The 22,206-nt window shown below is 54.3% G+C and carries 15 protein-coding genes; 5 read left to right on the forward strand and 10 right to left on the reverse strand.

Annotated features, from left to right (window positions below; all coding sequences use genetic code 11):
• Nucleotides 1–74 precede the first annotated feature (74 nt).
• Both BUB06_RS09845 and BUB06_RS09850 read left to right on the forward strand, forming a co-directional pair.
• Entirely contained in the window at nt 75–1,064 is a 990-nt protein-coding gene (locus tag BUB06_RS09845; RefSeq protein ID WP_080726756.1) for an MBL fold metallo-hydrolase, read from the forward strand.
• A gap of 8 nt (nt 1,065–1,072) precedes the next feature.
• A complete protein-coding gene (locus tag BUB06_RS09850; protein WP_039470259.1) occupies nt 1,073–1,819 on the forward strand; it encodes an SDR family oxidoreductase in 747 nt (248 codons plus the stop codon).
• A gap of 328 nt (nt 1,820–2,147) precedes the next feature.
• On the opposite strand, the gene bglB is transcribed toward BUB06_RS09850, so the two are convergent.
• From bglB to BUB06_RS09865, 3 genes are all read right to left on the reverse strand, one after another.
• Complete coding sequence (gene bglB / locus BUB06_RS09855) at nt 2,148–3,287, reverse strand: beta-galactosidase BglB (protein ID WP_039470258.1); 1,140 nt, start codon at nt 3,285–3,287, stop codon at nt 2,148–2,150.
• Between the two features lie 43 nt (nt 3,288–3,330).
• Nucleotides 3,331–4,890 carry an MFS transporter gene (locus BUB06_RS09860; protein ID WP_039470256.1) on the reverse strand — a complete coding sequence of 520 codons (1,560 nt, stop codon included), beginning with the start codon at nt 4,888–4,890 and terminating at the stop codon, nt 3,331–3,333.
• 303 nt (nt 4,891–5,193) lie between these two features.
• Complete coding sequence (locus tag BUB06_RS09865; protein ID WP_039470255.1) at nt 5,194–6,084, reverse strand: LysR family transcriptional regulator; 891 nt, start codon at nt 6,082–6,084, stop codon at nt 5,194–5,196.
• Between the two features lie 170 nt (nt 6,085–6,254).
• Here BUB06_RS09865 and BUB06_RS09870 point away from each other — a divergent pair, with 170 nt between their 5' ends.
• Entirely contained in the window at nt 6,255–7,673 is a 1,419-nt protein-coding gene (locus BUB06_RS09870) for a coniferyl aldehyde dehydrogenase (RefSeq protein ID WP_039470254.1), read from the forward strand.
• Nucleotides 7,674–7,720: 47 nt separating this feature from the next.
• Nucleotides 7,721–8,398 (forward strand): type 1 glutamine amidotransferase domain-containing protein, encoded by a 678-nt coding sequence (locus tag BUB06_RS09875; RefSeq protein ID WP_010305804.1) that lies wholly within the window; start codon nt 7,721–7,723, stop codon nt 8,396–8,398.
• A 180-nt stretch (nt 8,399–8,578) separates the two neighbouring features.
• Here BUB06_RS09875 and eno read toward each other — a convergent pair whose 3' ends face one another.
• From eno to rlmD, 5 genes are all read right to left on the reverse strand, one after another.
• On the reverse strand, nt 8,579–9,874 hold the full coding sequence (eno, locus tag BUB06_RS09880; protein WP_010305823.1) for a phosphopyruvate hydratase: 1,296 nt from the start codon (nt 9,872–9,874) through the stop codon (nt 8,579–8,581).
• Nucleotides 9,875–9,972: 98 nt separating this feature from the next.
• The gene (gene pyrG, locus BUB06_RS09885) at nt 9,973–11,610 is read right to left on the reverse strand and encodes a glutamine hydrolyzing CTP synthase (protein WP_010305827.1); all 1,638 of its coding nucleotides are present in this window, start codon (nt 11,608–11,610) and stop codon (nt 9,973–9,975) included.
• Nucleotides 11,611–11,836: 226 nt separating this feature from the next.
• Nucleotides 11,837–12,649: a nucleoside triphosphate pyrophosphohydrolase gene (gene mazG / locus BUB06_RS09890; protein ID WP_039470252.1), complete on the reverse strand. Its 813-nt coding sequence runs from the start codon at nt 12,647–12,649 to the stop codon at nt 11,837–11,839.
• A 387-nt stretch (nt 12,650–13,036) separates the two neighbouring features.
• On the reverse strand, nt 13,037–15,271 hold the full coding sequence (gene relA / locus BUB06_RS09900; protein ID WP_039465996.1) for a GTP diphosphokinase: 2,235 nt from the start codon (nt 15,269–15,271) through the stop codon (nt 13,037–13,039).
• Between the two features lie 53 nt (nt 15,272–15,324).
• The gene (rlmD, locus tag BUB06_RS09905; protein ID WP_039470250.1) at nt 15,325–16,674 is read right to left on the reverse strand and encodes a 23S rRNA (uracil(1939)-C(5))-methyltransferase RlmD; all 1,350 of its coding nucleotides are present in this window, start codon (nt 16,672–16,674) and stop codon (nt 15,325–15,327) included.
• A 117-nt stretch (nt 16,675–16,791) separates the two neighbouring features.
• Here rlmD and barA point away from each other — a divergent pair, with 117 nt between their 5' ends.
• Entirely contained in the window at nt 16,792–19,587 is a 2,796-nt protein-coding gene (gene barA, locus BUB06_RS09910; protein WP_039470249.1) for a two-component sensor histidine kinase BarA, read from the forward strand.
• 379 nt (nt 19,588–19,966) lie between these two features.
• Here barA and BUB06_RS09915 read toward each other — a convergent pair whose 3' ends face one another.
• Both BUB06_RS09915 and garR read right to left on the reverse strand, forming a co-directional pair.
• Entirely contained in the window at nt 19,967–21,112 is a 1,146-nt protein-coding gene (locus BUB06_RS09915) for a glycerate kinase (protein ID WP_039470248.1), read from the reverse strand.
• A 177-nt stretch (nt 21,113–21,289) separates the two neighbouring features.
• Nucleotides 21,290–22,204 carry a 2-hydroxy-3-oxopropionate reductase gene (gene garR / locus BUB06_RS09920; protein WP_256712453.1) on the reverse strand — a complete coding sequence of 305 codons (915 nt, stop codon included), beginning with the start codon at nt 22,202–22,204 and terminating at the stop codon, nt 21,290–21,292.
• Nucleotides 22,205–22,206: the final 2 nt, after the last annotated feature.

The raw sequence follows: 22,206 nt of genomic DNA on the forward strand, positions 1-22,206 counted from the left end.
TTTGAACAATAGTACCGCCAGCAGAATAATCGTTCCAGTCCCTGACAAGCAGGATCACCTTCCAAGAGTGTGCGATGAAAATGAATCTTCTGAAACAAACGTTATTATCGGTCGTTTTACTGGCGGGAACGCCTCTTTTAGCCGAGGCAGAATCGGTGCCTCAGCAAAGAACGCAGGCACCGGGTTATTACCGGATGATGCTAGGCCAGTTTGAAATCACGGCCCTTTCTGACGGCACGGTCACTATTCCACTGGATAAGCTGCTCACCCATATTTCCCATGAGGAAATGCTACATCTACTGGCGCAAAAGAATCTCCAGCCACAGGCTGAAACCTCCATTAATGCGTATCTCATTAATACGGGTAAACAGCTGATATTGGTAGACACGGGAGCTGGGCCACTATTCGGTAAACTGGGTGGAAAACTCCCCGACAACCTGCGCGCCGCTGGCTATCCGCCCGAGAAGATCGATACCGTTCTGCTGACCCATATTCATGCCGACCATTCCGGCGGCGTCTCGCGTGACGGCAAGCTGGTTTTCCCTAATGCCACCGTTTATGTTAACCAGAAAGATGCAGATTTCTGGCTCAACCCAGCTAACAGCGACCATGTGCGGGATAGCGAGAAACACACGTTCGGGCAGTCTGAAGATTCATTGCAACCCGTGCTTGCCGCCAACCGGCTGAAAACCTTCGCAGGCAAACAGCAGCTTTTCCCTGGCATTACAGCCGTGCCAGCACCGGGACATACGCCGGGGCACAGCCTTTATCAGATCGAAAGTGACGGCCAAAAGCTGACGCTCTGGGGCGATACGATCCATGCCGAAGCCGTACAATTTCCTCGCCCCCTGACCACGATCGATTTCGATCGCAATATGGATAAAGCCGCAGAAGCGCGTTTACAGATTCTGGCAGAGGCCGCACGCAATAATGAGTGGATTGGGGCGGCACACATTTCCTTCCCCGGTTTAGGCCAGGTTAAAGCCGTGTATGATGCTAACGGTAAACCAAACGGCTATCGCTGGCTCCCAGCGAATTACAGTATGGCGGGGCTAAAAAACTAAGGGGCAGAATGGAATTCATTACGTTAATTACTGGCGGTTCGCGCGGCATTGGCCGCGCAACGGCGCGCTATCTGGCAGGAAAAGGTCACAAGATTTGCATCGGCTACCGCACCCAGCAGGACAGTGCGAATAGCCTCCTCGAAGAGATTCGCGCTAGCGGTGGAACCGCCATCGCCGTTCAGGTCGATATCGCCGATGAAGAGCAGGTTATCGAGCTTTTTAAGCGGACAGATAAAGAACTTGGCTGCCTCACGGGTCTGGTGAATAACGCCGCGATACTCAAACCTCAAGCCACCATTGAACAGCTTGATGCCGGGAGACTTAACGACATTTTTGCGACCAATACAGTGGGCAGTTTTCTCTGTGCTCGGGAAGCGGTCAAGCGTATGGCGTTCCGTCATGGCGGAAAAGGCGGTGCTATCGTCAACGTGTCATCCGCCGCCGCCCGGCTGGGTTCACCGCATGAATATATTGATTATGCGGCATCAAAAGGTGCGCTTGATACGCTGACGATTGGCTTATCGCTGGAAGTCGCCGATCAGGGCATCCGCGTTAACGCCGTGCGCCCCGGTTTTATTTATACCGATATGCACGCTGACGGTGGGGAACCGGCAAGAGTCGATCGCATCAAGCATTCGCTGCCGATGAAACGGGGTGGTCACCCGATGGAGGTCGCGCAAGCTATAGGCTGGCTGTTATCGGACGACGCGTCCTATGTCACTGGGAATTTTATCGACCTGGCGGGCGGGAAATAGACGCAACCTATGCAGGTTAAGAGAGGCTTTCGTGCGCCACACCACCGCCACTTGTATGCGATACCGTACACGCGCCCGACGCAGGGCGGCTCAGTCGCCGCCGCCCTACGAACCCAGGCTTCCGGCTAAATTATGCCGCTACGCGGTCCCATCGGTGCCCATGCCCGCTTTTCGAGCCGCCAGCGACATGCTCCCGGCATGGCGCTGGCTTTCGCGACGTCCTGTTGCTCACTCGGCGGTCAAGCGCACCGCTGCATAATTTTCACGCCGGATAACGGCCAAACCATAAAAACTCGCAGCATTTGGATATAAGAGTTGCGATAACCCTTTACAGATATACCCGCAGGTATTCCGCCAGACACAGAATCGCCATCGCCTGTCCGTACGGCATGGAGGTCAGCGCAATGTTGCGGTAGAAATCCAGATCGTTGCCCATCGCGGTGCCGAATGACACCTGCATCAGCTCACCGTCCTTATTGACGTGATTAATCACGCCGCGAATCGCTTTCTCCGCCACCTCAGCGTAGCTCGGGTCGACGTAGCGTTTGCGTACCGCTTTCAGGATACCGTAGGCAAAACCGGCGGTTGCCGAGCTTTCAAGGTACGAATTCGGATCGTCGATCAGCGTGTGCCACAGGCCGCTGTCATCCTGATATTTCGCCAATGCTTCAATCTGGCTTTCCAGCACCTGCAACAGGAAGCGACGCGTCGCGTTGTGTTCTGGCAGATCCAGCAGTTCGATAAATTCAGGAATAACGATCGTCAGCCAGCTGTTGCCACGCGCCCAGCGAGCCTTAGCGTAGTTGTGTTGTCCTTCGAACGTCCAGCCGTGGAACCACAGGCCGCTTTCGCGATCCATCAGGTATTGCACGTGCAGCAGGAACTGATACGTGGCTTCTTCTACAAATTCCGGTCGATTTAACAGCTTGCCGATTTTCGCCAGCGGCAGCACGCTCATCATCAGCGTGTCGTCCCACAGCTGCTGGTGGTTTTCATTGTTATAAACAATGTGCTGCAAGCCCTGCTTGTCCGTGCGCGGCATTTCATACATCACCCACTCCGCCCAGCGCTCCAGATACGGCAGCCAGCGGGCATCGCCCGTTTCTTCATAGCGATAAGCCAGCGTCAGGAACGGGCACACGGTGTTCACATTCTTCGTTGGCGTACCTTCCGCCAGACGTTCGGTAAACCAGTCGTCGATGATGGCGCGCATCTGCTCGTCACCCGTCTGCTGGTAATACTGATAAATTCCGTACAGCCCGATGCCGTGCGTCCATTCCCATCCCGCCCAGCCTTTGGTATCAATCACCCGACCATCGTCCAGCCGTAACAAGAACTCACCGGTTTTATCCTCAATATTCACCAGATTGTCGGTGATACGGCAAATCAGCGCCTTCAGATCCTCGCGGGAGATGAAGCGTTCTGGCTGACGTAAAAGCGGGCTATGTTTTACACTGAATACGGTCATAGTCATTCATCCAATTGAGTTATCAGTTAACAGTTCAATACAGTTACGGCTGCGTGGCGTGCGTGACCGGCTTGTCGCCTTTGTGGCGGTTCAGATAGCCGATATTGTTGTTGCCCCACAGCGATTCATACGGCATACCCGCCAGCATTTCGACCGTTGCCCGCGCCTGCGGCGTAATCTTCTCCGGCACAGGACGCCCGGCTTCACGCATTTTCAGCGTCTCTTCACGCAGCACGCTGTGCGTTTGCAGGTTGAGTTTAAAGCGCAGAGAAACCAGGAAGCCCAGCGCCAGCACACCCACGGTGCCGAAGCTCAAAATCATCAGAATCGTGTGGCTGACGCCCGGTGCCTGTACGCTTTGCCCGGATACGAAGCCGGAGAGCTGTAACACCACGCCCACCAGCATCACTGCACCAGCCTGAGAGGCTTTGCGAGTCAGCGTCATAATCCCGGCGAAGATCCCTTCGCGACGCTGTGCAGTGATCACTTCATCCACATCCGCAATGTAAGTGTAGGTGTTCCACGGCACGTAATTGATCCCACCGCGCCCGATGCCCGCCAGCGCAGAAATCAACAGCAGCAGAGAGAAGGTGTCATGCAGGTCGCTGTACCACAGGACCGCGTAGGAAAGCGCACTCACGCCAAACAGGCACACGACCAAGCGGTAAGACGGGGCTGGCCCAAAGCGAATACACAGCGGAATCATGCCGATCACCGCGATGAATTGCAGAATCGCCATCGTTCCCATCAGGTTAGACGCCATCGTCGGGCTTTGCATCAGCACAAAGACCACGTAGTAGGTGAATACGGCGTTAAACACGTCCTGCGCGATATACCCGCCCAGATACATTCCGAGATGCTGACGGAAAATACGAATACGCAGCGTGGAAACCAGCTCAACGTTCAGCCGTTTCAGGCTTTGGCCTAACGTCAGAGACTGGCGCTCTTTCTCCGCCCGCAGCGACGCTTCCGACATCTGATCGCGTGGCCGTTCCCAGGTAAAGAAATAGACTAGCGTCAGCACCAGCGCACAGATAACGGAGAACACCAGACTCGAATAGAAGAAGGAAATGGCGTTGTCTTTGCCAAAATAGCCCAGCAGGATGCCCGGCAGAAACGCGGCCAAAATCGCAGACAACTGCGCCAGCGCGATGCGTGCGCCGGAGAACTTGGTCTTCTGTTTGAAATCGTCAGTCATTTCCGGCACCAGCGTTTCATACGGCACCAGCACCATCGTATAGACGATATCGAACAGCAGGTACGTCAGCAGATAGTACCAATAGCTCATATCCCCAACCCACATGAAGCTGTAGCTGAACACGAAGGGAATACCGAGCAGAATAAAGAACTTACGGCGGCCAAAGCGTTTGCCCAGCCAGGTTGAACCGAAGTTATCGGTCAGGAAGCCCATCAGCGGGCTGACGACGGCATCGAGCACGCGCGCCATCGCAAAAATAAACGTTGCCTCAATCGGCGTTAAGCCACAGAACGTGGTGTAAAAATAGAGTAACCAGGCAGCCGTCAGCGCGGTGGTACCCGCACCAAGAAAGTCCCCTGAACCGTAGGCTAAATAGTTAGCCAAACCGATCTTACGCGTTTTCATCGCCATCCTTCCCCGAACATTTTTAATTATGAAGGTGTCACGCTGATACGGTAGCGCCCGGCGATCGTGAAAACCTTTGCGCTTTTGCCACCACGCGCCCCGCGCTGGCAGCACAGGGAAGATTGGTGCGATCCGCTTCAAAGATTTTATAAAAAGCGATTTTAACTGAACGAAACCAGCAGTTCGTTTATGGCGATCACAGGATAGAAGATAGGAAGTCAGCGGGAAGAAGGGCAACGTCGCCAACGGACGTTGCCTTGTGATGTCTTGAAAAATGGCGTTTTTTTTTAGCAGAGAATAGCGCTATTCAGCGTGCTGCAGTCGCCACAGGAAGGTTTGCCGCGCGTGGGCTAAACGCGGCTGGCGCAGCGCACCCGGCACCCAGGCCAGATAGTAATCCAGCTGCGTTGTGCCAACGGGAGGCGGAATAATGGCAAGTTCCCCCGTATCCAGCAGGTCCTGACATAAATACACCGGCATCACCGTCCAGCCAAATCCACTGGTTAGCACGCGACGCAGCGCACGCAGATCCTGACTCACCACGGCAGGCACCAGTCCCTTCTCCTCCATGCGGTTCTTCTTCAACCAGTGATCGATTAGAGGAAACTCAAGGTCATACGCCAGCATCGGTTCCTGCGCCAGCGCCTGCGGCAGATCGCCCGTCTGCAATAGTCGTTCGACAATCGCAGGCGCCGCTACCGCCTGTAATGTCGCACTCTTCAACAAATCGCTTTTCAGCCGTTTATCCGTCACCGGGTGCGCCGTTATGCCCAGATCGCAATGTCCTTCAAGCAGCATTTGTTTAATCAAATCGCCGTCGCCGGTATGCATATGTACCCGCACACCCGCCTCAAGCAGCGGCAATAGCTGTTCCGACACCACTTCGGCCATGAAATCCGCATGGCCAATGATATGCAGCGTCCCCGCGACGTCCATCGATCTTGCGCGGGCGGAAGCCAGCGCCGCCTCGGCCTCATCGAGCTTGTCCCCCAGATCCGCCGCTAAGTCGTCTGCCGCCGACGTTGGCGTTACACCATTTGCCTGACGCTCAAAGAGACGACGTCCCACCGCCACCTCCAGCCCGGCAATGTGCTGCGACACCGCTGGCTGGGTCAGATTGAGCGCGCGTGACGCGCCACTAATTGAGCGCTGCCGATAGACTTCCACAAACGTGCGTAGACGGATAAGTGACATACGATACCTATAGATTTTATGCCCATAAAATTATTTATACCCCTCGAATAATAATCTTGTTGGCGAGCGGATCAACCCCTGCCGTATTCTTTACCCCATCTTAAGTGACCCGGAAACCCCGGCTAACTTTCTGTTTTCTCTGGTACTCGACGACGAAAAGGAGACAAAACATGTCGACACAACAATCCAAAAAGGATTTACACGCTATCCTGAATACGATGAAGCGCGCTCACATTGCCTCTGGCCCCGCCGATGCCGCACTTCGTCAAGATCGCTTACAACGCAGCATCAACCTGCTCCGTGAAAACCATGCGGCACTCGCGCAGGCCATGAGTGACGATTTCGGCCATCGCAGCCTGTATCACTCTTTCGCCGCCGACATCGGCATCACGCTGAAAATACTCCAGAACGCCATCGACAACGTTGAACGCTGGATGCAGCCAGAACCCGTGGATGAACCCGCTCCCGGCATGCAGGCATGGATTCAACATCAGCCTCTGGGCGTGATCGGCGTGATCAGCCCGTGGAACTTCCCGGTGAATCTGTCGTTCGGCCCGCTGGCTGACATTTTTGCCGCCGGTAATACCGCAATTCTGAAACCGTCAGAGCTCACGCCGCGTACGTCTGAACTGCTGGCAGAACTGATTGCCCATTATTTTGATCCGCTGGAATTGGCCGTGGTGTTGGGTGATGCAGAAATCGGTCAGGCATTCAGCGAACTGCCGTTCGATCATCTGGTCTTCACCGGCAGCACCGCCGTTGGGAAACAGGTGATGCGCGCGGCGGCAGAGAATCTGGTGCCGGTCACGCTGGAGCTGGGTGGCAAATCACCGGTCGTAATTGATAGCAGCGCGGATATCACTGAAGCCGTTGAACGCACGCTGACGGTGAAAACCTTCAACGCCGGACAAATCTGCCTGTCGCCGGACTATGTTCTCCTGCCCGAAGGTCAGGAGCTGGCTTTCCGCGATGCCGCGAAAGCCTTTATGCAGAAAAGTTTCCCGACGTTACAGGCGAACCCGGATTACACGTCTATCATTGCTGACAGGCATTACGAGCGTTTGATCCGCATCCTGAAAGAGGCTGAGCAGCAAGGCGCGACCGTCGTCAGTCTGGCACCGGAAGGCGAAGCGCCCTACGACGCCAAAAGCCGTAAGATTGCTCCGCATCTGGTGTTCGGCGTAAGCGATGAGATGACGATCATGCAGGAAGAAATTTTCGGCCCGCTGCTGCCCATCAAAACCTACCAGGCGGCAGAGGAACCGATTCACTACATCAATGCGCATCCACGTCCGCTGGCGGCCTATCTGTTCAGCAACGATGAGGCCATGCAGCAACGCTTCGCCAGCAGAACGACATCAGGCGCGCTGGTCATCAACGATGTGATGACGCATGTATCGATCGACACACTTCCATTCGGCGGCGTTGGCGCATCCGGCATCGGCGCGTATCACGGCGTTCACGGATTCCGTCGTTTCAGCCACGCCAAACCGATTGTCATACAAAGTGAAGATGGCGCGTCTAACCTGACACTGCGTGCGCCTTACCATGAGAAACAAGACGCGATTGTCGCTGCCCTGAAAGGGTAACCGGCGTCTATTCACCCGATCATCCTGCAACCCTAGAGAGAAAAATGATGAAAATTTTAATGGTACTGACTTCTCACGACAAACTGGGCAACACGGGTAATAAAACCGGCTTCTGGCTGGAAGAGTTTGCCGCCCCTTATTACACCTTTAAAGACGCAGGTGCCGAGCTGGTGCTCGCCTCCCCTGCTGGCGGCCAGCCGCCTCTCGACCCGAAAAGCGATTTGGCCGATTTTCAAACCGAACTGACGCACCGTTTTAAAGCAGACCCGGCTGCGCAACAGGAACTGGCGAATACGGTAAAACTGGATACCGTCAGCGAACAGGATTTCGATGCGGTCTTCTATCCCGGCGGTCACGGCCCGTTGTGGGATCTGGCAGAATCGCCGGTCTCTATCGCGCTCATCGAAGCCTTTGTGCGCGCCAACAAGCCGACCGGTTTTGTCTGCCACGCGCCGGGCGTACTGATTCACGTGAAAGCAGAAAATGGCGACGCGCTGATTAAAGGCCGCAAAGTGACAGGCTTCACCAACGGTGAAGAAGCGGCGGTTCAGTTGACGGACGTCGTACCTTTCCTGATCGAAGATGAATTCAAGAAACTCGGCGGGCTCTACGAAAAAGGCCCAGACTGGGCACCGTACCTCGTTGAAGACGGCAAGCTGATCACCGGTCAGAACCCGGCCAGCTCGGAAGTGGTCGCTAAAGCGATTCTCAAACAGTTAGCTTAATTAATACTGGCAATTCGGGCGCTTTCAACGTTGCGCAGCAACGGCCCGCAGGGTGGCGGACAAGGATGTCCGCCATAAAAAAATCCAGAAACGTTTTCACGCTTCTGGATTTTTATAGTTAATCACGCTGGGCGCGTATCAGGCCGCTTTCTCAGCGACCTGATAACGCCAGAGACGTAATTACTGGCCTTTAACTTCTTTCAGGCCATTGAACGGTGCAGCATCACCCAGCGCTTCTTCGATACGAATCAGCTGGTTGTATTTAGCAACGCGGTCAGAACGGCTCATAGAACCGGTTTTGATCTGTCCAGCCGCTGTACCTACTGCCAGGTCAGCGATGGTTGCATCTTCAGTTTCGCCTGAACGGTGAGAGATAACAGCCGTGTAGCCTGCATCTTTCGCCATTTTAATCGCAGCCAGCGTTTCGGTCAGAGAACCGATCTGGTTGAATTTGATCAGGATGGAGTTAGCGATGCCTTTCTCGATACCTTCTTTCAGGATCTTGGTGTTGGTTACGAACAGATCGTCACCAACCAGCTGGATTTTGTCGCCCAGAACTTTAGTCTGGTAAGCGAAGCCAGCCCAATCAGATTCGTCCAGACCGTCTTCGATAGAAACGATTGGGTACTGTTTGGTCAGATCTTCCAGGAAGTGGGTGAATTCTTCAGAGGTGAACGCTTTGTTGCCTTCGCCAGCCAGAACGTATTTACCGTCTTTGTAGAATTCAGAAGCTGCGCAGTCCATCGCCAGAGTGATGTCTTTGCCCAGCTCGTAGCCTGCTGCTTTTACCGCTTCAGCGATAACAGCCAGCGCTTCGGCGTTGGAACCCAGGTTTGGCGCATAGCCACCTTCGTCACCAACAGCAGTACCCATACCTTTGGATTTCAGAACTTTAGCCAGGGTGTGGAACACTTCAGAACCCATACGGATGGCTTCTTTCAGGGTTTTCGCGCCAACAGGCTGAATCATGAACTCTTGGATATCAACGTTGTTATCCGCGTGCTCGCCGCCGTTGATGATGTTCATCATTGGCAGTGGCATAGAGTATTTGCCTGGGGTGCCGTTCAGTTCAGCGATGTGAGCATACAGCGGCAGGCCTTTTGACGCTGCTGCGGCTTTAGCGGCAGCCAGAGAAACAGCCAGAATAGCGTTAGCACCGAACTGGGATTTGTTGTCAGTACCGTCCAGGTCGATCATGATCTTGTCGATGTTCGCCTGATCTTTCGCGTCTTTACCCAGTACAGCCTGAGCAATCGGGCCGTTAACAGCAGCAACGGCTTTCGTTACGCCTTTGCCCAGAAAACGGGATTTGTCACCGTCACGCAGTTCCAGTGCTTCGCGAGAGCCAGTAGAAGCTCCTGATGGCGCAGCAGCCAGACCTACAAAACCACCTTCCAGATGAACTTCCGCTTCAACAGTTGGGTTTCCGCGTGAGTCGATGATTTCACGGCCGATGACTTTAACAATTTTGGACATTAGATTTTCCTCAGTACAAGTTAAACTAAAACTTTAGATAGAACTAAAACCCTAGACGAACAACGCGCGATAGCGATCGCGCGTTGCTGATATAACTCTTACTTCACCTGACGCTTCTGGTACGCGCCAGCGGCTTTCACAAAGCCGGCAAACAGGGGATGTCCATCTCGCGGCGTTGACGTGAATTCCGGGTGGAATTGACAGGCAACGAACCAGGGATGATCGGGTAATTCAACAATCTCCACCAGTTTGCGGTCGGCGGAAAGACCAGCAACCCGTAATCCCGCCGCTTCAATCTGTTTCAACAGCATGTTGTTAACTTCATAACGATGACGGTGACGTTCGATAATCGTCTGCTCACCGTACATCTGACGCACCAGACTGCCTTCGGTCAGATGGCATTGCTGCCCACCAACGCGCATGGTGCCGCCCAGATCGCTTGCTTCATCACGGACTTCAACATTGCCGTTCTCATCACGCCATTCTGTGATCAACGCAACCACCGGATACTTACAGTCTGGCATAAACTCCGTTGAGTTTGCGCCTTCCATTCCGGCAACGTTACGGGCAAATTCCATTAATGCGACCTGCATCCCCAGGCAAATGCCCAGATAAGGGATATTGTTCTCACGGGCGTAACGCGCCGACATGATTTTCCCTTCGACGCCACGATAGCCAAAACCGCCCGGAATCAGAATAGCGTCTAAATCTTTCAATACTTCGACACCACGGGTTTCAACATCCTGTGAGTCGATCAGCTTGATATTCACCGTCAGACGGTTCTTCAACCCGCCGTGTTTCAGGGCTTCAATAACGGATTTGTAGGCATCCGGCAGCGCAACATATTTGCCGACCATACCGATAGTGACTTCACCGCCCGGATTCGCTTCTTCATACACAACCTGTTCCCATTCTGACAGGTTGGCTTCGGGACAGTTCAAGCTGAATCGTTTACAAATATAATCGTCCAGCCCCTGTGATTTCAATAGCGACGGGATTTTATAAATCGAATCAATGTCTTTAAGGGATATTACTGCTTTTTCCGGCACATTACAGAATAAAGCAATTTTTGCACGCTCGTTGGCCGGCACGGTGCGGTCGGAACGGCAAATCAGCACATCAGGCTGAATACCGATGGAAAGCAGTTCTTTAACGGAGTGCTGCGTCGGCTTGGTTTTCACTTCGCCCGCCGCCGCCAGATACGGCACCAGCGTCAGGTGCATAAACAGCGTGTGTTCGCGGCCCACTTGCACCGCCATCTGCCGAATCGCTTCAAGGAACGGTAAAGACTCGATATCGCCGACGGTACCGCCGATTTCTACCAGAACGACATCGTGGCCTTCGCCACCTTCAATGATGCGCTCTTTAATCGCGTTGGTGATATGCGGGATCACCTGAATGGTCGCGCCCAGATAGTCGCCACGGCGCTCTTTGCGCAGGACATCAGAGTAGATACGGCCAGTGGTAAAGTTGTTGCGGCGCGACATTTTGGTGCGGATGAACCGCTCGTAGTGACCCAAGTCCAGATCGGTTTCGGCGCCGTCTTCGGTGACAAACACTTCACCGTGCTGCGTCGGGCTCATCGTGCCCGGATCCACGTTGATGTACGGGTCCAGTTTCATGATGGTAACGTTGAGGCCACGGGCTTCAAGAATAGCCGCCAGAGAGGCTGCGGCAATGCCTTTACCCAGAGAGGAAACGACCCCGCCGGTCACAAAAATATAATTAGTTGTCATGCTGAACCTGAGAGTTTAGGTTTAAAGACGATGGAGGTACCAAGACGGGAAAGTAGTATACCTGAACCTGATGAACGCCACAAATGTTCGTTTTACACAATGTGGCGATTCCAACACCCTCGAAGGCGAAGTAAAACCGCCCTCACCACAACCAATAATTACCTTTAATAACAATAAAATAAACTCACTAAAATAGATAAAAACAGGGTTTGTGATTAAAAATGGATTAATGGCCTATTTCCTGTTTTTTCACCTGCTGCCATGCGGCTTCCATTTCATCCAGCGTCGCCTGTTCCAGCGTTTTTCCCGATGCCGTAACGATTTGTTCTACCTCGCGAAAACGACGAGTGAACTTGCGATTTGCCGCTTGTAACGCATTCTCAGCCTTGTGCCCCAGATGACGAGAGAGATTGACTGTGGCGAACAATAAATCACCAATCTCTTCACCTAATTTTTCTTCATCGACAACGGCTTGCCGCGCCTCAAACATCACCTCGTCGATCTCTTCGTACACTTTATCGAGCACCGGCCCCAGGCTGTCCCAATCGAAGCCAACAGAGGCACAACGCTGCTGAATTTTTTGCGCTTTCATTAAGGCAGGCAGCGCATCAGGAATGTCATCCAACGGCGAATGACGATCTTTCTCCGCCCGCTCCTGCGCTTTGGTCTGCTCCCAGTTTGCCAGCACGGCATCGCTGTCCGTCAGCGTCAGATCGCCGAAAATATGCGGGTGACGGCGTTCCAGCTTGTCGCTGATGGCGTTACAGACATCGGAGAAATCGAACAAGCCTTTTTCCTGCGCCATTTGCGCGTAAAACACCACCTGAAACAGCAAATCCCCTAACTCACCGCGCAGATCATCAAAATCCTGACGGCTGATGGCATCCAGCACTTCATACGTTTCTTCCAGCGTATAAGGCGCGATGGTGTCAAACGTCTGTTTCTTATCCCACGGACAACCATTTTCAGGATCGCGCAGGGTTTTCATGATGGCGAGCAGGCGCTCGACGGAGGATAAATTCGTCAAAGGTACAGTCATAATATTCCTGAAAAAATTTGTGTGAAAATAGCAAAATACGGTAGCTAACTTGTGCTTAAAAGCGCAAAGACATCACTATCTTCATTTAAACGGCGTAGAAAATTGTGCTGAGATGCACATGACCGCCGAGTGAGCCGCATGGATGCGGCGAAAGCCTGTGCCGCGTCGGGAACGCGTCACAGGTGGCTCGACAGCGGGCATGTTCATCGAAGGAACCGCATAGCGGCACAATTCTCGCCAAAAGCCAGGGTTCTGAGGGATGCGGCGTCTGAGCATCCCTCAGTCGGGCGTGGCAATGGTGCCACAAAGAACAATATGGCTAATCACGCACGAAACTGTTCACCACACCCGCCAAGGTTTTCAACTGGCAGATGGTGAAACCACCATTTACGCCCCCTGTTGGCGCCGCGCATCGATCACATCTGGAAGTTGGTTGAGCTTCGCCAGAATGCGGCTCAACACTTGCAGGTTGTAGATCTCGATATCCATATCAATCGTTGCCAGTTGCTGCTTGGTGTCGCTGCGGCTGGCGACGCCCAGTACATTAACCTTCTCATTCGCCAGAATCGTGGTGATATCTCGCAGCAGGCCGCTACGATCGTTGGCAATCACCCTCACCACCAGCGAATAGCCGCTGGAGTAGCTTTCGCCCCATACCGCATCCACAATGCGCTCCGGCGAGCTGGCGCGCAGTTCGTCCAACTGTTCACAGTCGGCGCGGTGAATCGAAATTCCGCGTCCGCGCGTGATAAACCCGGTGATCTCATCACCCGGAATCGGCTGGCAGCAGCGGGCAATGTGGTGCATCAGATTGCCCACACCTTCCACTACCACGCGACCGTTGTCCTTGGTGTTACGTGCCGCTGGCTGATGCGATTTTTGCGTCAGCTGGCGCAGCGCTTCGCGATCCAGCTCTTCCGCACTCGGCTGTTTCAGCTGCGATTGCAGGAAATTCACCATCTGGTTCAGACGAACATCACCGCCGCCGATAGCAGCCAGTAGCTCATCCAGCGAATTCACGTTGTAACGTGGCAACAGCAGTTTTTCCGCAGCTTTCAGGCTGACACCCAAATGCGCCAGTTCGTCATCCAGAATCTGCCGTCCCGCCAAAATATTCTTGTCGCGATCTTGCTTACGGAACCAGTTCTGAATCTTCGAACGTCCGCGACTGGTGGTGATATACCCCAGATTCGGGTTCAGCCAGTCACGGCTTGGGTTCGGTTGCTTCTGGGTGATGATTTCAATCTGATCGCCCATTTGCAGCTGGTAGGTAAACGGCACGATACGTCCGCCGATTTTCGCCCCGATGCAGCGGTGCCCGATATCACTGTGGATGTGATAGGCAAAATCCAACGGCGTGGAGCCCGTAGGGAGATCCACCACATCGCCTTTCGGCGTAAAGACATAAACCCGGTCGTCAAACACCTGGCTGCGAACTTCGTCCAGTACGTCATTCGAATCCGCCACTTCTTCCTGCCAGGCAAGCAGTTTACGCAGCCAGGCAATGCGGCCTTCGTAACCGGAACGCCCGCCCACGGAGGTGCCTTCTTTGTATTTCCAGTGTGCTGCGACGCCCAGTTCGGCATCTTCATGCATCTGTCGCGTACGAATCTGGATTTCGAGCGTCTTTCCACCCGGCCCTAACACCACCGTGTGGATGGACTGATAACCGTTTGGTTTGGGGTTAGCGACGTAGTCGTCAAACTCGTCCGGCAGATGGCGATAGTGGGTATGCACGATACCAAGCGCCCCGTAGCAGTCCTGCAAGCGCTCAACGACAATGCGTACCGCACGGACATCGAACAGCTCATCGAACGACAGCGCTTTCTTCTGCATCTTGCGCCAGATGCTGTAGATATGCTTGGGACGACCATAGATCTCCGCCTGCACGCCCTCTTCTTTCATCGCGTTGCGCAGCGTTTTGACAAAATCGTCAATGTACTGCGCACGATCGATACGGCGCTCGTGCAGCAGCTTGGCGATTTTTTTATATTCATCAGGATGCAGGTAGCGGAAGCAGAAATCTTCCAGCTCCCACTTTAGCTGGCCGATACCTAAGCGGTTAGCCAGCGGCGCATAGATATTGGTACATTCTTTGGCCGCCAATACCCGTTCTTCTTCCGGGGCATCCTTCACTTCACGCAGGTGCGCGATCCGCTCGGCGAGCTTGATGACCACGCAGCGGAAATCTTCCACCATCGCCAGCAGCATGCGGCGGATGTTATCGACCTGCTCAGACGCACCGGAATCATTCTGCGTCGCTTTGAGCTGGCGGATTGCATCCATATCGCGCACGCCATGCACCAAATCAACGATGTTTTTACCAAACGCGGCTTCCAGCGTCGCCTCATCCACCACGTTCGCGTCTGCCAGCGGAAAGAGCAGCGCCGCGCGCATGCTGTCATTGTCCATGCTCAGCGTGGAGAGGATTTCTACCATTTCAATGCCGCGCCACAGCAGTAGCGATGCATCGGCGTGATCTTGCGTTTGCTGCTCACAGTAACGCCAGGTTTCGGCTAAACGTTCACACGATTGCTGGCTGGAAATACCCAGTGAAGCAATCCACGCGTCAGGGACAAACTCACCTGCCGTATTCAAATGCGCACTTCTTACCGCAACCATAATTTCTCCCTACGTTACCCTTCACCTTGCAAACGACGCCGCTTTGCTGCCTATTACGCCTTTCGCGTGCCGGTATCGTGCAAAAACAGTGCCATAGACTCAAGGTGACCGGTATGTGGAAACATATCCAGCATCGCGACATTCGCCAGCCGATAACCGGCTGCCAGTAATACTTTGCTGTCGCGTGCTAGCGTCGTGGCGTTACAGGAGACATACACCACCCGTTCAGGTGCCAGTCTGGTTATCTGCTCCATCACGCCTGCCGCGCCAGCACGTGCCGGATCAAGTAATATCTTATCAAAACCCTGAGCTGCCCACGGCTGCTGCGTGACGTCATCTTCAAGATTTTGGTGAAAAAATGTGACATTGGACAGCCCATTGCGTTGGGCATTCTCGCGTCCTTTCTCAACTAACGCGGTTACCCCTTCTACACCAACGACGCTGGCGGCACACTGTGCCAACGGTAGCGTGAAGTTACCCATGCCACAAAACAGATCTAATATTCTATCCTGCGGTTGCACATCCAGCCATGTCAGCGCCTGCGCGACCATCTGCTGGTTCACCGCATCATTGACCTGAATAAAATCACGCGGGCTAAAGGCCAGCGTCAGCCCGGCAACGTGATAAACCGGCTCTTCACCCTGTAGACACGTCAGCGAATCGGCATCCGGTGCCAGATAAACCGAAACGCCCTGCTGCTGCGCAAAATCACGCAGCGCCTGCTGATCCGATGAATGGAGTGGATCAAGGTGCCTCAGCACCAGCAGCGGACCGTTCTCCGCCTGCACCAGCTCCACATGCCCAAGGCGCTTCACCGCCTTTAATCGGCTCAGGCAATCGCGCAGCGGTTGCAGCAGTGCTTCAAGCTCGGGGCGCAACACCGGACAGGCTTTGATATCCACCAGATCGTGAGAATTTGACTGCCGGTAGCCCATCAACAGACGCTGTTCTTTTGCCTGAAAGTATAACGCAAGCCGCGCGCGCCTCCGATAGGCATAAGGTGTGCCAGCAATCAGCGAGGCTTCTGGCAGCTCAGCGCCCGTTTCCCGCGTCATCAGACGCATCAATGCAGCCGTTTTGCTGCTCTGTTGCAGCGCGATGTCCGCGTGCTGCTGCTGGCAGCCACCACAGCGGGTAAAATGCGGGCACGGCGGCGTAACGCGCTGCGGGCTAGGCGTCAGCAGGCGTTTAAGTTTTGCATGCGAAAACTGACGCTTCTCTTCCGTCAGTTGGATCTCGGCCTGCTCTCCCGGCAGTACACCCGTGACAAACACCGTCTTGCCTTCGTGACGCGCCACCCCCTGCCCAAACGGATCAAGCGACGTGACCGTAACAGTGAGGTTCTTAGCAGGAATTGCTTTCCGGGTCGTCACACGCCGGTTTGGAGAGTAGAATTGCGCCATAATGTACTATCGATTGATCTCTTGAGTTGAACGGCTGTAACCGGTACATGCAGTACCCGATAACTAATTACATCATTGGGTGCTCAGCATCCTCTAATTCTCCCACATTGGAACCCCATGACCAAATACAGTCTTCGTGCACGGATGTTGATACTGATTTTGGCACCGACGTTGATGATCGGGCTGCTGCTTAGTTCGTTCTTCGTCATCCATCGTTACAATCAGTTGCAGTCGCAATTGGCCGATTCGGGCACCAGCATCATTGAGCCGCTGGCGACCATCAGCGCTTATGCCATTACTCATCGCCAGATGGACACAATTCCCGCGTTAATCAATACGCTTCATCGCCGTCACTCCGCGATTATTCGTACCATTAGCGTGTTCGATGCGCGTAATCAGCTCCTCGCCACCACCAACGTCCGCAACAATGTAACCTTACAGTCGCTCAGCAGCGATGCGCTTGCACACAATAAGCTGCACCTGCATCACACGAATGACGCGCTGATTCTGCACATGCCGATCGTCACTGACAGCGAATTCATGCAGGGCGGAACAACGCCCGTGCTGCCCGGCACCGCGACACCTCTCGGCTATCTGGTGATCGAGCTGGATACCAGCACCATTCGGCTTCAGCAGTATCAGGAAATTTTCATTGCCGCGCTCTTGCTGCTGTTATCTTTGGGCGCCGCCGTCATCTTTGCCTATCGTCTAATGCGGGATGTCACCACCCCGATTCGCAATATGGTGGATACCGTCGATCGCATTCGTCGTGGGCAGTTGGATAGCCGGGTCGAAGGTTACATGCTCGGCGAGCTGGATATGCTGAAAAACGGCATCAACTCGATGGCGATGTCGCTGACCGCCTACCACGAAGAAATGCAGCAAAATATCGATCAGGCAACCTACGATCTGCGGGAAACGCTGGAGCAGATGGAGATCCAGAATGTCGAGCTGGATCTGGCTAAAAAACGCGCGCAGGAAGCCGCCCGCATCAAGTCTGAATTTCTGGCGAATATGTCGCACGAACTGAGAACGCCGCTGAATGGCGTGATCGGTTTCACCCGCCAGACGTTGAAAACGCCGCTGAACACGACACAGACGGACTATCTGCTCACCATCGAGCGGTCCGCCAATAACTTGCTGAATATTATTAACGATGTGCTGGATTTCTCGAAGCTAGAAGCAGGAAAGCTGGTGCTGGAGGATATTCCGTTCTCGCTGCACAACACGCTGGACGACGTTGTGATGCTGCTGGCGCACACGGCACATGAAAAAGGGTTGGAGCTGACGCTCAGTATTCAAAATGACGTGCCCGAACAGTTTGTCGGCGATCCGCTGCGGATACAGCAAATCATCACCAACCTGCTGGGCAACGCGATTAAATTTACCGAACAGGGCAACATCGATATTCGGGTGGAGAAGCGTCGTCAGGAACTTCATCAGGTGCAGTTAGAGGTGCAAATACGCGATACCGGCATCGGTATTGCCGAGTTGCAGCAATCGCAGCTGTTCCAGGCTTTCCGTCAGGCCGACACCAGCATTTCACGCCGTCATGGTGGTACAGGGCTCGGGCTGGTCATCACCCAACGTCTGGTCAAAGAAATGGGTGGCGACATCAGTTTTCAGAGCGAACTCAGCAAGGGATCGACCTTCTGGTTCCACATCACGCTACCGCTCAACCCGCACGCGATACCGACCGAACCCGCCTACACGATGCTGCAAGGCAAACATCTGGCCTATGTCGAATACCATCCCATCGCCGCACAGGCCACGCTGGATATCCTGAGTCAGACGCCGCTCATCGTGAGCTACAGCCCGACGTTTGAGCAACTGCCAGAAGGGGAATTTGATATCCTGCTGCTCGGTATTCCCGTGCAATACCGTAATACGCTGCTCGACTACACGCCCAGACTGCGCGATATCTGCCGCCGCTCGCCCTGTGTGATTCTGGCGCTGCCCAGCCTGGCGCAAATGGATGCCGAGCAGTTGAAAACCTTCGGCGTCCATGCCTGCCTGAGCAAACCGCTCGCCGCCTCACGCCTGCTGCCGCTGCTACAGGACAGCACGCTGTTCCAGTTCTCTTTTCTGCCGGACGATACTGCATCGCATCAGAGTGCCGCACGCCATCTAGCCCGTTTACCGTTGAGGGTGATGGCGGTGGATGACAATCCAGCTAATCTGAAACTGATCGGCACGCTGCTGGAAGAGCAGGTCGAGACGATTATCCTGTGCGAAAGCGGACAAGATGCGATTGCACAGGCAGAACTGAATCAGTGCGACATTATTCTCATGGATATTCAGATGCCGGGTATGGACGGCATTTGCGCCAGTGAGCTGATCCGTCAGATCCCTCACCATGCCACCACGCCTATCATCGCGGTGACGGCGCAGACCATGACGGGTGAACGTGAGCATCTGCTGCGTTCGGGTATGGATGACTATCTGGCGAAACCGATAGACGAACAGATGCTGAAAAGCGTGTTGACGCGTCATGCACGGCAAGATCCGTTGAAGCGCAATCGGGGCGAGATGACGGGATTACTGAACGAGCACGACGATAGCCAGCTATCACTCGACTGGGCGCTGGCGCAGCAACAGGCGGCCAACAAGCCGGAACTGGCGCGCGACCTGCTGCAAATGCTGTTGGATTTCTTGCCAGAGGTTCAGCGGAAGATAGAAAACGTGCTGAAGGGGCAGACGGATGATGACATCATCGAGCTGGTTCATAAACTGCACGGCAGTTGCAGCTACAGCGGCGTTCCGCGTCTGCAACGCATCTGCCGCTATCTGGAACAACAGCTGCGTAAAGGCATTCACGCCAGCGATCTGGAACCCGAATGGCTAGAGCTGCTGGACGAAATCGACAACGTTAACAAAGCCGCCCAGCCGCATATCAAACCTATGCATTCGTAATCAATATCCCCAGCATAGCCCTGTCTCTTCGTCATATTTTATGTGGCTGTGGAGACAGTTTCGTGCGCTTTGCTGTTATCAGGCGTAAAAAATTATGCTGAGGAGATAGCGGGCTTCGGATGAGCCGCAGGACGCGGCGAAAGCTTGCGCCACGTCGGGAACGTGTCGCAAGCGGTCCGTTAAGCCAGATACCGACGAAGGCACCGCGTTAGCGGCATAATTCCCGCCGAAAGCCTGGGGTCACGGGGCGGCGGCGACTGAGCGCCCCGTGTCGGGCGCGTGCTGCGAAGTAGCATGAAATAGCCGTATTGTGGCGCACGAAACCGTCCCTCAGTCTGATGTAGATAAAAGGTTCTAGACTAACCGTAGCGCCATCGCATTATCGCGACACAGACTGCGCCAGTCGGATCGTGGCGGCGATATTACGTGCCGTCATCCGCACATTCTCTGCCGCATTATCCAGCGCTTCTTCTAGTGAGCAGATGTTGTAAAGCACGCTAAATACTGCATCCAGGCCATGTTCATGCACCACCCCGACATCTGCCGTCAGGCTGCCAGCAATGCCAATCACCGGTTTGTTATACTGTTTGGCGATCCGCGCCACGCCAATCGGCACTTTACCGTGGATTGTCTGGCTGTCGATGCGCCCTTCCCCGGTAATCACCAGCGTGGCATCTCGTACCAGCGCATCCAACCCCAACGCTTCTGTAACAATCTCAATGCCCTGACGCAGCTCAGCGCCGCAAAAAGCCTGTAGCGCCGCCCCCATACCGCCCGCCGCCCCCGCACCGGGAACGTGTTCCACGTCCATGTCCAGATCGTGGCGAATCACCGCCGCATAATGCTTCAGCCCATTATCCAGCTGTTCAATCATCTCCGGCGTTGCCCCTTTCTGGGGGCCAAAAATCGCCGACGCGCCCTGTTTCCCCGTCAACGGGTTGGTCACATCGCAGGCCACTTCAAAGCGACAGTTTTTAATACGTTCATCCAGCTCGCTGATATCAATGCGAGCGAGTTTGTCGAGTTCCCCCCCGCCAAAACCGATCTGTTTGCCCTGCTTATCCAGCAACTTTGCGCCCAGCGCCTGCACCATGCCCGATCCGCCGTCATTGGTTGCACTCCCGCCAATGCCGATGATGCAGTGTCGAACACCGTGATCTAACGCGCAGCGAATCAACTCGCCCGTGCCATAGCTGGTCGTTTTTAACGGATTGCGCAGTTGCGAAGGCACTCGTTCCAGGCCGCTTGCCGCCGCCATCTCAATAAAAGCCGTTTTTTCATCGCCAGACAGGCCAAAGAACGCGTCGATGTTATCGCCTAACGGTCCTGTCACCTTAACATTCACAATTTTGCCATCGGTCGCAGCGACCATGGCTTCAACTGTGCCTTCCCCACCATCTGCAACGGGCAATTTGACATAGCAGGCATCGGGAAATATTTCACGAAATCCCTTTTCAATCTGCGTAGCAACATCTTGTGCAGACAGGCTTTCTTTATAAGAATCCGGTGCGATCACTATTTTCATAAACGATCCGATTTCATCAACGTTCCGATTGCATCAATAATCCGCGCGCTCATGAAACGGCGCTTATACCTGCCAACGTTCAGGGCAGCAGATCCTGAAATCCAGTAGGTAGATCAGAGTGATTATCTGCCAGTCGGCTGGCATCCTGTGCCAGCCTCGTGACTATCGCTTCACGGCTTATCGCGTAACTTCAACTTTGGCCAGCTTCTCGTAATAACACGCCAGCGCACTGTGGTCAGCCGATCCCAGATCGTCCGCTTTCAGCGCCTGCATCATTTCCATCACCGCCGCCGTTAATGGCAGCTGTGCGCCGACGCCGTGTGAGGTATCCAGCGCGTTCGCCAAATCTTTGATATGCAGATCGATGCGGAAACCCGGCTTAAAGTTACGATCCATCACCATCGGCGCTTTCGCATCCAGCACGGTGCTGCCCGCCAATCCACCGCGGATCGCCTGATAAACCAGATCCGGGTTAACCCCAGCTTTCGTCGCCAGCACCAGCGCTTCAGACATGGCGGCAATGTTCAGCGCCACAATCACCTGGTTCGCCAGTTTGGTCACGTTGCCCGCGCCGATATCACCGGTATGTACAACAGAACCCGCCATGGATTTCAGAATCTCAAAGCAGCGGTCAAACTGGGCTTTGTCACCACCGACCATCACGGACAGCGTGCCGTCGATCGCTTTCGGCTCACCGCCGCTGACTGGCGCGTCCAGCATAGCGATCTCTTTCGCCGCCAGTGCGGTAGCAATTTCACGGCTGGCAAGCGGGGCGATTGAACTCATATCCACCACAATGCTTCCGGCACGCGCACCGTCGATGACGCCGTTTTCACCCAGCACCACTTCTTTAACGTGTGGAGAGTTAGGCAGCATAGTGATGATGACATCGCACTGCTCCGCAACCTGTTTCGGCGTTTCAGCCGCCGTAGCGCCCGCCGCAACCACTTCCGCGACCGCGTCCAGATTTCGATCCATCACGACTAATGAGTAACCTGCTTTCAGCAGATTTTTACTCATCGGTTTTCCCATGATGCCCAATCCAATAAAACCAATTTTCATCGCCCTAACCTCATTGTCTGATGTAGATATCA

Origin of the sequence: Pectobacterium carotovorum, assembly GCF_900129615.1 — a bacterium.
Lineage (GTDB): Bacteria > Pseudomonadota > Gammaproteobacteria > Enterobacterales > Enterobacteriaceae > Pectobacterium > Pectobacterium carotovorum.

Bases quoted from the DNA above. Each gene is read 5' to 3' on its own strand.
- barA (WP_039470249.1), top strand. From the start codon at position 16,792: ATGACCAAATACAGTCTTCGTGCACGGATGTTGATACTGATTTTGGCA.
- BUB06_RS09845 (WP_080726756.1), top strand. From the start codon at position 75: ATGAAAATGAATCTTCTGAAACAAACGTTATTATCGGTCGTTTTACTG.
- rlmD (WP_039470250.1), bottom strand. From the start codon at position 16,674: ATGGCGCAATTCTACTCTCCAAACCGGCGTGTGACGACCCGGAAAGCA.
- BUB06_RS09860 (WP_039470256.1), bottom strand. From the start codon at position 4,890: ATGAAAACGCGTAAGATCGGTTTGGCTAACTATTTAGCCTACGGTTCA.
- BUB06_RS09850 (WP_039470259.1), top strand. From the start codon at position 1,073: ATGGAATTCATTACGTTAATTACTGGCGGTTCGCGCGGCATTGGCCGC.
- pyrG (WP_010305827.1), bottom strand. From the start codon at position 11,610: ATGACAACTAATTATATTTTTGTGACCGGCGGGGTCGTTTCCTCTCTG.
- BUB06_RS09865 (WP_039470255.1), bottom strand. From the start codon at position 6,084: ATGTCACTTATCCGTCTACGCACGTTTGTGGAAGTCTATCGGCAGCGC.
- bglB (WP_039470258.1), bottom strand. From the start codon at position 3,287: ATGACCGTATTCAGTGTAAAACATAGCCCGCTTTTACGTCAGCCAGAA.
- BUB06_RS09870 (WP_039470254.1), top strand. From the start codon at position 6,255: ATGTCGACACAACAATCCAAAAAGGATTTACACGCTATCCTGAATACG.
- mazG (WP_039470252.1), bottom strand. From the start codon at position 12,649: ATGACTGTACCTTTGACGAATTTATCCTCCGTCGAGCGCCTGCTCGCC.
- BUB06_RS09915 (WP_039470248.1), bottom strand. From the start codon at position 21,112: ATGAAAATAGTGATCGCACCGGATTCTTATAAAGAAAGCCTGTCTGCA.
- relA (WP_039465996.1), bottom strand. From the start codon at position 15,271: ATGGTTGCGGTAAGAAGTGCGCATTTGAATACGGCAGGTGAGTTTGTC.
- BUB06_RS09875 (WP_010305804.1), top strand. From the start codon at position 7,721: ATGAAAATTTTAATGGTACTGACTTCTCACGACAAACTGGGCAACACG.
- eno (WP_010305823.1), bottom strand. From the start codon at position 9,874: ATGTCCAAAATTGTTAAAGTCATCGGCCGTGAAATCATCGACTCACGC.